This window comes from Thioclava sp. DLFJ5-1 (assembly GCF_002020115.1).
Lineage (GTDB): Bacteria > Pseudomonadota > Alphaproteobacteria > Rhodobacterales > Rhodobacteraceae > Thioclava > Thioclava sediminum.
The window spans coordinates 57401-69844 of record NZ_MPZU01000002.1; the positions used below are offsets into that span (position 1 = coordinate 57401).

The following is a 12444-nucleotide window of genomic DNA, read 5'->3' on the forward strand; positions in this document are numbered from 1 at the left end:
CCCCCCGGCCGCGTGCTTATTTCGCGATCCGGTCGAGGATGCGCGCCCAGGAGCGGATGCCCTTGTGGAAGCTTTTCACGTCGTATTTCTCGTTCGGCGAGTGGATCGCGTCGTCGTCATTGGCGAAGCCGATCAGCATCGCGTCCATGCCGAGGATCGACTTGAAGTAATAGCCGATCGGGATCGAGCCGCCCATGCCGACGATGACTGCCTCTCGGTTCCATTCGTCAGAGAGCGCTTGACGGGCAGCTTCGAATTCGGGGCGCGACGTGTCCATCACGGAGGCCGGTGCGCCATCGAGATCGCCGTCCCAGGTGATGCGCGCATCGACCGGCAGACGTGCCTCGACATGGGCGCGGAGCGCCTTGCGGACGTGGGCGGGGTCCATGTCGCCCACGAGGCGGCAGGTGATCTTGCAATGCGCCTCGGCCGGGATCACGGTTTTCGAGCCCGCACCCTGATAGCCGCCCCAGAGGCCGTTGATCTCCAGCGTCGGGCGTGCCCATTGCTGCTCCAGCGCCGAATAGCCTTCTTCGCCATGCGGCACGGTCATGCCCGCGTGCTGAAGGTACTCCTTCTCGTCGAAGCCGCAGGTCTTCCACGCCTCCAACTGCTCGGCCGGAACTTCGTGGACGCCCTCGTAGAAGCCTTCGACCGCAACGCGGCCCTGATCGTCATGGAAGCTCGCGATGATCTTGGAAATCTCGCGCAGCGGGTTCAGGGCAGGGCCGCCGTAATGGCCCGAATGCAAATCGATGCGCGGCCCGTGCAGGGTGAATTCCTCCTTCAGCATCCCGCGCAAGGAGCCTGCGATCGAGGGCACGCCGGGCGAGACCATCGAGGTGTCGCAGATCAGCGCCAGATCTGAGGTCAGTTCCTCGCGGTTGTTCTCGAGGAAGGGCACCAGCGAGGGCGAGCCCGATTCTTCCTCGCCTTCAAGAAAGATCACAAGATTGCCAGGAAGCTCGCCGTTCACGGCCTTATAGGCGCGGCAGGCCTCGATGAAGGTCATCAGCTGACCCTTGTCGTCGGACGCGCCGCGACCACGGATGACGCGACCATTCTCGGTATCCTCGATCTGCGGCTCGAAGGGGGGCGTGTTCCACAGCTCCAGCGGGTCCACCGGCTGCACGTCATAGTGGCCGTAGAACAGCAGGCGCGGGCCGTCGCCCTTGGAATGCGCAACCACCATCGGGTGGCCCGTGGTCGGACGCAGTTCGGCGTCGAAGCCCAGCGATTTCAATTCCTTGACGAGCCATTCCGCAGCTTCGTGGGTCTCTTCGCGATAGGCCGGATCGGTCGAGATCGAGCGGATTTTCAGTAGCTCGAAAAGACGGTCCATCGCGGCATCCAGGCCGCTATCGATTTCGGTGAGAACCTCGTTCAGTGCCATGCAGGCCTCCTTTATTTTGGCTTCAGCCTAGGGCTGCGCGCGGGACTGTCCAGAGGGGGTGACGCAAGGGCGCGACAAATTGCGAAAACTGAATGTTTGCTTTTCATGACTATTTGCGACATTTTTGCGCTTCAGGGAGAGGAATTTGACATTTATCAATGTCGCGCTTTGTGGTGCCCGGTAGGGCAGACCCAGCGAACAGTCATGCAAGGGAAGCACGAGATGGATTACGACCGCGCACTCGATCAGGCGATTGACAAGCTGCACGAGGAAGGCCGCTATCGCGTCTTCATCGATATCGAGCGCGAGAAGGGTAATTTCCCCCACGCCGTCTGGACCAAGCCGGACGGATCGAAGCAGGACATCACCATCTGGTGCGGCAACGACTATCTGGGCATGGGCCAGCATCCGGTCGTCCTCGCCGCGATGCACGAGGCGCTGGACGCCACCGGCGCAGGCTCGGGCGGGACGCGCAACATCTCGGGCACGACGGTCTATCACAAGCGGCTGGAGCATGAGATCGCCGATCTGCACGGCAAAGAGGCCGCGCTGGTCTTCTCCTCGGCCTATATCGCGAATGACGCGACGCTGAGCACGCTGCCCAAGCTGTTCCCCGGCCTCATCATCTATTCCGACGAGCTGAACCACGCCTCGATGATCGAAGGCATCCGTCGCAACGGCGGGGCGAAGCGCATCTTCCGTCACAATGACGTCGCGCATCTGCGCGAATTGCTGGCCGCCGACGATCCGGCTGCGCCGAAGCTGATCGCGTTTGAATCGGTCTATTCGATGGATGGCGATTTCGGCCCGATCTCCGAGATCTGCGATCTGGCCGAGGAATTCGGCGCGATGACCTATCTCGACGAGGTGCACGCGGTCGGCATGTATGGCCCGCGCGGCGCCGGTATCGCCGAGAAGATCGGCGAGATGGACCGGATCGACATCTTCAACGGCACGCTCGGTAAAGCTTTCGGTGTGTTCGGCGGCTATATCGCGGCTTCGGCCAAGATGGTCGATGCCGTGCGCTCCTATGCGCCGGGCTTCATCTTCACCACCTCGATCCCGCCGGCGGTGGCGGCAGGCGCTGCCGCGTCGATCGCCTTCCTGAAAGGCGAGGGCGGACAGGAGCTGCGCGACAAGCAGCAGCTGCACGCGAAGATTCTCAAGATGCGCCTGAAAGGTATGGGCATGCCGATCATCGACCACGGCTCGCATATTGTGCCCGTGATCATCGGAGACCCCAAACATACCAAGGCCTTGTCGGACATGCTGCTCGACGAGTTCGGGGTCTATGTCCAGCCGATCAACTTCCCGACCGTGCCCCGCGGCACCGAGCGTCTGCGCTTCACGCCCTCGCCGGTGCACGACACCGGTATGATTGACGGTCTGGTCAAGGGCATGGACGCGCTTTGGGCGCGCTGTGAGCTAAATCGCGCCGAAGCCAGCGCGTAAGCCACATAGGCGCGTGCGCGGCTCGCTTGCTTGTGATAAGCCTTTGTTAATCGAAGGGGCTATTGGCTCCGAATCGACGCAGGCGGGAAAACGGCAGGGACAGGCAGCATGATCGGGCGAAGGGCTAAACCTTCGACGGGGGACGAAGTCAAACCTAAAGGGTTCGACGATTTCGAACTTCGTCTTGGCGATGTGATGCGCGGCGAGCGGGCGACGCTCGCCAAATCGCTCCTTGATGTCCAGCGCGAACTCCGGATCAAAGCAGCCTATATCGCGGCCATCGAAGCCTGCGACGTGGAAGCTTTCGACACGCCTTCTTTCATCGCGGGCTATGTGCGCTCCTACGCGCGCTATCTCGGTCTCGACCCGGAATGGTCGTTCCAGCGCTTCTGCAACGAGGCTGGCTACTCGCCCGCCCACGGCATGTCCGAAGCCGCCTCCGGCCCGAAGCCCCAGCGCGACCCGAAGGACATGGCCGAGGCGCTCGCTAACCCCGCCTTCATTCCGCGCAAGGAATCAATCTGGACCAAGATCGAGCCGCGCGCCGTCGGTGCGCTCTTCGTTCTGGCACTGATCGGTGGCGGTATCGGCTATGGCGGCTGGACCGTGCTGCAGGAAGTGCAGCGCGTGCAGCTGACGCCCGTGGATCAGGCCCCCGGCGTGATGGCCGATCTCGACCCGCTCGACTCGGTCAAGGACGGGCCGGAGATGGCGCAGGCCGACGACACGCTGCCTGAGGTCAACCAACCCGAGCGTTCCGCGCGCATCTACCGTCCGGCGGCCCTCGACGCGCCGGTTCTGGTCTCGCGCGACGGGCCCATCGCTTCGATCGACCCCAATGCCACCGGCGCGCTGGCCGGGCAGGGCGTGGGCGCAGCCGCTCCGGGGCTGACCCCCAATCTCATCGGTCTGGCGCAGTCCAACACGTCCCCGAACACGCCGCAGGGCACGCAACTCGCCTCGGCGGCGGGCCCCGAGAACAATATCCAATCCGCCGTTGCCAAGGCGCTGGGAGCGGATCAGCCCGATGTCGTCGTGCTAGCCGTGCGCCCGTCCTGGGTGCGGATCAAATCCGCTGATGGCGCGACGCTGTTCGAGAAGGTCATGGATGCGGGCGAGCGCTACGTGCTGCCCAAGCTCGAAGAAGCGCCGACGATGCGCACCGGCGAATCCGGCGCGATTTATTTCGCGGTCAACGGCGTGACGCATGGCCCGGTCGGCAAGCGCGGTCAGGTCACGAAGAACATCAAGCTGTCTTCCGCCGCGCTGGACGAGGACTATCCGGTCGCCAATCTCGCGCAGGACAAGGACCTCGCGAAGATGATCGCCGTGGCGGATGCGGGCGATGCTGCCGCGCCGGCGCAGACCGACCAGCAATAAACCGCAGATCACGATCCGCCCCGGCCCGTTGCACCGCAGCGGGCCTTCGCGTATCAGGAGCCGAGGTCTCGAAGGAGCGTTTGCATGTCTCTCAACCCGGTCCGTCCGTGGCGCAATATCTATCGCCGCAAGTCTCGCCAGATCATGGTCGGCAATGTCCCCGTCGGGGGTGATGCGCCGATCTCGGTGCAGACGATGACCAATACCGACAGCTCGGACGTGCGAGCGACGCTCGATCAGGTGATCCGCGCGGCCGATGTCGGCGCGGATATCGTGCGTGTCTCGACCCCGGATGAATCGAGCACGCGCGCCTTGCGCGAGATTTGCCGCGAAAGCCCGGTGCCGATCGTGGCGGATATCCATTTCCACTACAAACGCGCGATCGAGGCGGCGGAGGCGGGGGCGGCCTGCCTGCGCATCAACCCCGGCAATATCGGCGACGAGAAGCGCGTTGCCGAGGTCGTGCGCGCCGCCAAGGATCACGGTTGTTCGATCCGGATCGGCGTGAACGCGGGCTCGCTCGAGCGGCACCTGCTGGAGAAATATGGTGAGCCGTGCCCCGAGGCGATGGTCGAGAGCGCGATGGACCATATCCGCATTCTCGAGGATCACGATTTCCGCGAATACAAGATTTCGGTGAAGGCGTCGGACGTGTTCCTCGCAGCCGCTGCCTATCAGGGCATTGCGGATGCCACCGATGCGCCGATCCATCTCGGTATCACCGAGGCAGGGGGGCTGACCTCCGGCACGGTGAAATCCGCGATCGGGCTGGGCAACCTCCTGTGGATGGGCATTGGCGATACGCTGCGCGTCTCGCTCTCGGCGGATCCCGTCGAAGAGGTGAAGGTCGGTTTCGAGATACTGAAGTCTCTGGGGCTGCGCACCCGCGGCGTGCAGATCATCTCCTGTCCGTCCTGCGCGCGTCAGGGTTTCGACGTGATCGCGACCGTGGCGGAACTGGAAGAACGGCTCGAACATATCAAAACGCCGATATCGCTGTCGATCATCGGCTGCGTCGTGAACGGTCCCGGCGAGGCGCTGATGACCGATATCGGCTTTACCGGCGGTGGTGCCGGATCGGGCATGGTTTACATGGCCGGCAAGCAGGATCACAAGCAGTCCAACGCGGATATGATCGACCATATCGTTGAATTGGTTGAGAAAAAGGCTTCCGAGATCGAAGCGGAGAAAGCCGCCGCCGAATAAGCGGAAAAGTGCCGCAGCGCCCCCGAAATCGGCCCCTATCACGCTGCCGTGATAGGGTTCCGGGGGAACGAATTGGCGCCCCTCCACATTTCCCTCCCCACAACGGAGAGAGGCCGTCCCTCGTGGCGGTCAGGGTAATGAAGGAGGTAATTCCAATGACCCGCAAGTTCGCTACTATTCTCGCTGCTGCCGCCAGCACCACGATGATCGCCGGTACCGCTTTTGCCGAGACCAGCCCGCCGCTGATGGCCACCGCCCAAGGCGAGTTCGATATCCACGCCGGGGTCGAGGCCTCGTCGAAAACGATCGCGACGGTCTCCGACGGCACCATCGTCCCGGTGGAAGGCTGTCTTCCCGATGGCACGATCTGTCAGGTGACTTTCGATGGCATGAATGGCTATGCGCCCGCAGGCCAGCTCGGCGTGATGGTCGACGGCCAGATGGCGCTTTTGTCGACCGGCCCGCAATCGGTCACCGTGAACCAGATCCAGGTCCCGGGCGATAACGCCAACAAGGATGGCCAGGGTGCCGCGGCGCTGACCGGTGCGGCTGCCGGTGGCGCAGCCGGTGCGGCCGTGGGTGGTCCCGTGGGCGCCGTCGTCGGCGCGCTGATCGGCTCGGCCGGTGTGGGCGCTGCGGCCAAGCCCGAGCCCACCACGATCACCTGGGTCGAGAAGCACCCCGTCGCGCCGGTCTATCTCGACGGGGAAGTCGCGACCGGCAAGGTCATTCCGGACATGGTGACGCTGACGCCGGTGCCGGACAGCACCTACGCCTATGGCAACATCAACGACAACACGGTCTTCGTGAACCCTGATAGCCGTGCGATCGTCTACGTCGTGCCCGCCTCGTAAGGCTCGATGACAAATACCACCAAGAAAGCCGGCGCCTCACCGCACCGGCTTTTTTATCGCGGCAAACATTTTGCACGCAGTCCTATCCGGTTCGCAGCCCAACGCGATCGACTTGCCGCGTCGCGGGCCTCGGCGAGCGGCATGGTCCTCGCCGCGGTCGAGCGCTCCGGCTATTGAACCGGGCCAATCGTCAACTCGCTCGCGGAAGCGCGTCTCGGTCCTCCAGAACAGCGGGAGATGTCGAGAATTGCGTCACGGCTTTGCGGTGTGCCTCGGCGAGGTCGTCGAGCATTTTGCTTGCAGCGGTGGTTTCTTCGAACATCGCGACATTCTGGCGGGTGGCGTGGTCGAGCTGTTCGACCGAGCCGTTGATCGCTGCGAGGGTGCGGGACTGCTCCTCGGAGGAGCGGGCCATCTGGGCGACGCGCTGCGAAATCTCTTCGACCGATTTCACGATGCCTTCGAGCGAGGCGACGGTCTTGCTGACGAGTTCGACGCCGGTGCTGACCTGTTGGCCCGAGGCTTCGATCAATGCGGTGATCTCTTTTGCGGAGGCGGAAGAACGCTGAGCGAGGTCGCGCACTTCAGAGGCGACGACGGCGAAGCCGCGACCGGCCTCACCTGCGCGGGCGGCTTCCACACCGGCGTTGAGCGCAAGGAGGTTGGTCTGGAAGGCGATATCGTCGATCACCGAGGTGATGCGCTCGATCTGTTTCGAACTGGTTTCGATTTCGTTCATCGCGCGGATCGACTCGCTGACCACCGCGGCACTTTCCTTGGCGACGGTTTCCGCATTGCTGGCGGCACTCGCGGCCTCGGCTGCCATTTTCGCGCCCGATTGCACCGAGGAGGTCAATTCGTTGAGCGAGGCGGCTGCGTCGGCAAGGGTGCCCGATTGCTTCTCGGCCCGGGTCGAGAGGGAGGCGGAGGCGGCGCTGATCTCGCCGATCTGTTGGCGGATGTCGACGCTGTGGCCGGTAACGAGGGCGATGGCGCCTTCGAGTTGTTCGATCGCCGTGTTGAAATTGACGGCAAGCCGAGCGTAATCCGCATCCACCTCGCCAAGCCGAGCCTTGAGGTCCTTACGCGAGAGTTGCTGCAGCGCGATTTCGAGTGCTTCGACGACGCGAGTCTGGCGCGCTGTGGTTTCGGCGCGTTCCTGGGCGAGATCTTCTTCGGCCAAGCGGGCGAGGCGGGTCGCTTCTTCGACCTCGCGCGCGTTGCGTTCCGCATCGACGCGCAGCGCCTCTGCCTTTTGGGCAGCCTCGCTCGCGGCGTCCTGCATCTGCTGGGCGCGCGTGGTCTCTCCCTCCGCTTGGCGACGGGCTTCGTCGGCTTGGGCGGTGGCGTCGATCGCCTCTGCCATACGCTCTTCCATCGAGCTTTCCATGCGGCGGCGGTTGAGCACGGCATAGACGAGCACCGCCGTTTCGATGGCGACGGTCGCGCCGTGGAAGAGCGAGCGCGAGACATTTTCCCATATATCCGCGCTGGGATAGATCAGGCTGGGCATCAGGACCGAGAGCGCGAGGTGATGCACCACCACAGTCGCGGCGGCGAAGAAGATCGCGCGGTTGTCGACCATCACGATCAGCACGGCCATCAGCGCGAAAAACGAAAGGTGCGCATCGATTTGCCACGGATGCCCGGAGAGCGCGGCGGTGAGGGCCACGGCCTGGCCAATCACCCCTTGCGCGAGGATGGTGTTGCCGCGCCGCCGATCGCGCATCCGCCACCCGAGCAGAGCGGCAGAGGCGAAGACCCAGGCGGTCACGCTGGCCACGAGGAAAGCCGTGCCCACCAGATAGGCGGTTGCCGTGACGATGGCGGCCATAGCGACTGTCCCGAAGGCCAGCAATTTCCGCACCTGGCGCATATGCGCGTCTTTCTGTGGCGCTTGCACAGTGGTCGGCCCAGCGGTGTTCCCGTCAATCATCAGAGGTCCCTCAAATCTCGGCCGCCCCGCAGAGCCAGGCCATTTTCTTGGCGTCGAGAACGACCCATGCGCCCGCCGCCCGCAGCCGGGCGAGCGTGCCTGGCGCATCTGCTGCCGCGAATTCCCCCAAGGGCGCGCGCACCGGTCCCACGGGGTGCGCCCCTGCGGCGGCGATCACCTGATCGGCGGCGCGCCAGGGTGGGACCACCACGAGGTAAAGCCCCGGTCGGTCCTCTGGCAGCATGCCGAGGGCGGCGATCGGCGCGCAGAGCACCGAGAGGGTCATAAGCAGCAATTCGAGTCGCATCTCAGTCCTTTTCGAGGGCAGGCTACGCCCGATCCATTAACGGCCCCCTAAGACGTGAAAACTTCGGACTCTCACGGTAAACGACATGAAAACGCCGCCCGGATCTCGATGGACCTGGACGGCGCTTGCTATCTTAAAAATCTCAATCCGAAGAAGGCCTTGTGCGGCGTTCTTCAGATGCGGATCACTCGGCGTTGCGCTCTTCTGCGACCATTTTCGCCATCGCCGCTTCCGGCGCGTAGCCGCGCAGCAGCTGCCCGCCGATTACGAAGGCCGGGGTGCCCGAAATCGCCATGCGCTGTGCCAGCTGGTAGTTCTGGCGCAGCACCTCGGTCACGGAGTCGTCGTTCATCTGCTTTAGGATCGGAGCGGGATCGAGGCCCTGGTCCTTGGCGATCTGGCTCAGGCTTTCGACGGTGAGATTGCCGCGCGCCTTCATCAGGGTGTCGTGCATCTTCGCATAGGCGTCGTCGCCGTCGATCTGCTTCGTCGCGACCGCGAAGCGCGCCGCCAGTTCCGATTGCTGCCCTAGGATCGGGAATTCCTTCACGATGAAGCGGATATTGCCATCCTTCGAGATCAGGTCCGAGACGTCGTCATAGGCTTTTTTGCAGTAGGTGCATTTGTAATCCATAAACTCGACCATGGTGATGTCGCCATCGGGATTACCGCCGACCCAGCTGTAACCGTCCTCGAAGATATCCTTCGCATTGGTCTTGATCAGCTGCTTGTCGTTATCGGCCTGCTGCGCCTGCTGCTTGGCTTCCAGCTCGTTGATCGCCTCGACCAGAACCTGCGGATTGGCCATCAGATACTCGCGCACGGCGTCACCGAAGGCGGATTTCTGGCTGTCGGACATGTTGGCGAAGTCGAAATCCTGCGCGGCAGCCGGGGTGAGCGGGGCGGCCGTGGCGAGCGCGGCGAAGGCGGTCGCGGCCAGAAGCGTGCGGAGCATGGGCGTATCCTTTGGATCGGGTCCTGTTGGTTCGCAAGCAACCTGACCGCTCGGGCGCGCGGGATCAAGAGGGCGTTAGCGCGCAGGGCGCGGCTTCATCTGGTGGCGCGGGGCGACATATGCGTGCAGTGACGCCGCATTGACGCTCGGGCGGCTTCAGCCTAACCCCTTGGGCGAAATCTCAAGCGGCAAGGAGAAGGCGGATGCGGCAGTCGAAACGCGGGCAGGTGGAACCGTTCATCGCGATGGATGTGCTGCGCATGGCGGCAGAGGCGGAGGCTGCGGGCCGCGACATCGTGCATATGGAAGTGGGCCAGCCGGGCACCTCCGCGCCGAAGGCCGCCAAGCGCCGTCTGGCCGAGGCGCTCGAGAGCCAGCCGATGGGCTACACGGTGGCGCTGGGGCTGCCCTATCTGCGCGAGGGGATCGCGAAGCTCTACAAGCGTTGGTACGACATCGAGCTGGATCCCGCGCGCGTGGTCATCACGTCGGGCTCTTCCGGGGCGTTCCAGCTGGCCTTCACGGCGCTGTTCGATGTGGGCGACAAGGTGGGGCTGGGCGAGCCGGGCTATCCGAGCTATCGCCAGATCCTCAAGGCGCTTTCGATCGAGCCGGTGGGCATTCCGACCGAGGCGCAGAACCGCTACCAGCCGACGCCCGAGGAAATCCCGGACGATCTGGCCGGACTGATCGTGGCATCGCCGGGCAACCCGTCGGGCACGATGCTGGGCAAGCCGGAGCTGCAGGCGCTGATCGAGCATTGTCAGGCCCGGGACATCGCTTTCATCTCGGATGAGATCTATCATGGGCTGCAATATGAGGGTCGTGCGGTCTCGGCGCTGGAGATTTCCGACGACGTCTTCGTGATCAACTCCTTCTCGAAATATTTCTCGATGACGGGCTGGCGCGTGGGCTGGATGGTGGTGCCAGAAAGCCATCTGCGCACCGTGGAGCGCCTCGCGCAGCACATGTTCATCTGCGCCCCCCATGCGAGCCAGGTGGCGGCTCTTGGCGCGCTGGAGAGCCTCGACGAGATGGCCGAGAATGTCGCGCGCTATGGCCAGAGCCGTCAGATGCTGCTCGAAGAACTGCCGAAGATGGGCTTCACCCGGATCGCGCCGCCAGACGGGGCGTTCTACCTCTATGCCGACGTGTCGGAGCTGACTGAGGATAGCGCGGCCTTCGCTGCGGAAATCCTCGAGAGCGTCGGGGTCGCGGTCACGCCGGGGATGGATTTCGACCCCCATCGCGGCGCGCAGACCATCCGCTTTTCCTATGCGCAAAGCCCCGAGCGGGTCGCCGAGGGGATCAAGCGGCTGCGGAGCTTCATGGAGAACCGCTGAGGTTGCGATGAGGGGTGAGCCGGATCAAGCGGCCTTCCTGTGGAAGGACGTCCGGCGAACGCCCGTAGCGCAAGCGGAGGGCCGGACGGGCGCGGCCCGGGCTGGTCGCCCGCGCCAGGGTCAATCGACGCGGCTCCTCAAATGCCTTGGGGGCATGCGTCTTCCATTCGCCCTTTGCTCCGCGCGACCCCGGCGGCTATAGTGCCCGCAAAACGAAAGCGCATAAAAACGGGGCGCGTATGATCGGGCGGTTCATTCTACTTCTCGCGATGTCTCTCGCGCTGGCTCTGCCTGCGCGGGCGCAGTACCTGTCGGCCTTGGCGCAATATGCGCCCGACCGCAGCCAGATCGCGCAAAGCGGCGACAAGGTCGCGATCACGCTCGGGATCAGTCAGCCCGTGCCGTATCGCGCCTTTCTGCTGGCCGATCCCTACAGGCTCGTCATCGACTTCCGCGAGGTGAATTTCGGCGCCAACCCGCCCGAAAATCTGCTCAAGGGCAGCGATGCGATCAAAGGTCTGCGCTGGGGCAAGTTCCGGCCCGGCTGGTCGCGGTTGGTGGCCGAGCTGGCCCATCCGATGCGCCTCGTCACCTCGGAGGAACGCACCAAGGGCGACCCCGAGATCGCGCTGACGCTGGCGCAGGTGCCCGCGGCAAAGTTCACCCCGCGCAAGGGGGCCGCCGATTCCGCGCTGTGGGATCTGCCGCAACCCGCGCCGACCGTCGCGCCGCATCGGCGACAGGACGGGACGCGACCGCTGAAGGTCGTGCTCGATCCCGGCCATGGCGGCATCGATCCGGGGGCGGAGGATGGCGGCGCGCATGAGGCCGATATCGTGTTGGGCTTCGCGCGCCAGTTGCGCGATGCGATGCGCCGGGCGGGGATGCAGGTGGTGATGACCCGCGATCAGGACGTGTTCGTGCCGCTCGAAACCCGCGTGACGGTGGCGCGTGCGGCGGGGGCGGATCTCTTCATCTCGCTCCATGCCGATTCCATCGCCGAGGGGCAGGCGACGGGCTCCACGATCTACCGGCTCGCCGATCACGCCGAAACGGAAGCGACCCGCAAGCTGGTACAGCGCCACGACCGCGACGATATCCTCGCAGGGGTCGATCTGAACGGGCAGGGCGATGCGATCACCCATATTCTCGTCGATCTGGCGCGGCGCGATACGCAGCCGCGCTCGGTCCGGCTGTCGCAGGTGCTGGCGGGCGCGATCAAGGGGGCGGGGCTGCATATGCACAAACGCCCGGTGCAGGGCGCGAATTTCTCGGTGCTGAAATCGCCCGATATCCCTTCGGTCCTCGTGGAGCTGGGATTCCTGTCCTCGCCTGCCGATCGCGCGCGGCTCAAGGACCCCGATTGGCGCACACGGATGGCGGCGGCGCTCACGAAAGGCGTCGAGACCTGGGCGCAGGCCGATGCGGCCGAGGCGAAGCTTTTGCGCCAATAATCGCGTTTTGTTCCCGGTCTGACGCGCGGTCATCCGCCCATTGAGCGGGATTGTGACCATCCGGAGTCTTCTCGGAAGCGTGAGCGCACATTACTTTGACCGTCACGAAGGCGCGATGTATAGGCTGGCGCGATGGGGTGATCTGCCCCGAGGCAAGGGGTGTA

The 12444-nt window shown here is 64.3% G+C and carries 11 protein-coding genes; 7 read left to right on the forward strand and 4 right to left on the reverse strand.

Annotated elements, in window-relative coordinates; translation table 11 throughout:
* Window positions 1-16: 16 nt before the first annotated feature.
* Window positions 17-1393, reverse strand: a complete 1377-nt coding sequence (locus tag BMI86_RS07630; RefSeq protein ID WP_078540522.1) for a dipeptidase — start codon at window positions 1391-1393, stop codon at window positions 17-19.
* 222 nt (window positions 1394-1615) lie between these two features.
* Between BMI86_RS07630 and hemA the strand changes: the two genes are divergently transcribed.
* The 5 genes from hemA to BMI86_RS21220 all read left to right on the forward strand — a co-directional run bounded on the left by hemA (window position 1616) and on the right by BMI86_RS21220 (window position 6462).
* Window positions 1616-2845, forward strand: a complete 1230-nt coding sequence (gene hemA, locus BMI86_RS07635; protein WP_078541358.1) for a 5-aminolevulinate synthase — start codon at window positions 1616-1618, stop codon at window positions 2843-2845.
* 108 nt (window positions 2846-2953) lie between these two features.
* On the forward strand, window positions 2954-4225 hold the full coding sequence (locus BMI86_RS07640) for a helix-turn-helix domain-containing protein (protein ID WP_078520968.1): 1272 nt from the start codon (window positions 2954-2956) through the stop codon (window positions 4223-4225).
* 84 nt (window positions 4226-4309) lie between these two features.
* Complete coding sequence (ispG, locus tag BMI86_RS07645; RefSeq protein WP_078540524.1) at window positions 4310-5431, forward strand: flavodoxin-dependent (E)-4-hydroxy-3-methylbut-2-enyl-diphosphate synthase; 1122 nt, start codon at window positions 4310-4312, stop codon at window positions 5429-5431.
* 155 nt (window positions 5432-5586) lie between these two features.
* Window positions 5587-6285: a DUF1236 domain-containing protein gene (locus BMI86_RS07650; protein WP_078540526.1), complete on the forward strand. Its 699-nt coding sequence runs from the start codon at window positions 5587-5589 to the stop codon at window positions 6283-6285.
* Window positions 6286-6291: 6 nt separating this feature from the next.
* Window positions 6292-6462 (forward strand): hypothetical protein, encoded by a 171-nt coding sequence (locus tag BMI86_RS21220; RefSeq protein WP_168173807.1) that lies wholly within the window; start codon window positions 6292-6294, stop codon window positions 6460-6462.
* Window positions 6463-6475: 13 nt separating this feature from the next.
* Here BMI86_RS21220 and BMI86_RS07655 read toward each other — a convergent pair whose 3' ends face one another.
* The 3 genes from BMI86_RS07655 to BMI86_RS07665 form a co-directional block, all read right to left on the reverse strand.
* Window positions 6476-8119 (reverse strand): methyl-accepting chemotaxis protein, encoded by a 1644-nt coding sequence (locus tag BMI86_RS07655; RefSeq protein ID WP_168173808.1) that lies wholly within the window; start codon window positions 8117-8119, stop codon window positions 6476-6478.
* A gap of 112 nt (window positions 8120-8231) precedes the next feature.
* Entirely contained in the window at window positions 8232-8528 is a 297-nt protein-coding gene (locus tag BMI86_RS07660) for a hypothetical protein (RefSeq protein WP_078540530.1), read from the reverse strand.
* Window positions 8529-8712: 184 nt separating this feature from the next.
* Window positions 8713-9483: a DsbA family protein gene (locus BMI86_RS07665; RefSeq protein WP_078540531.1), complete on the reverse strand. Its 771-nt coding sequence runs from the start codon at window positions 9481-9483 to the stop codon at window positions 8713-8715.
* Between the two features lie 203 nt (window positions 9484-9686).
* Here BMI86_RS07665 and BMI86_RS07670 point away from each other — a divergent pair, with 203 nt between their 5' ends.
* Both BMI86_RS07670 and BMI86_RS07675 read left to right on the forward strand, forming a co-directional pair.
* Window positions 9687-10826, forward strand: coding sequence for an aminotransferase class I/II-fold pyridoxal phosphate-dependent enzyme (locus tag BMI86_RS07670; RefSeq protein WP_078540532.1), 1140 nt, complete (start codon window positions 9687-9689; stop codon window positions 10824-10826).
* A 239-nt stretch (window positions 10827-11065) separates the two neighbouring features.
* Window positions 11066-12280 (forward strand): N-acetylmuramoyl-L-alanine amidase, encoded by a 1215-nt coding sequence (locus BMI86_RS07675; protein WP_143594738.1) that lies wholly within the window; start codon window positions 11066-11068, stop codon window positions 12278-12280.
* Window positions 12281-12444 lie beyond the last annotated feature (164 nt).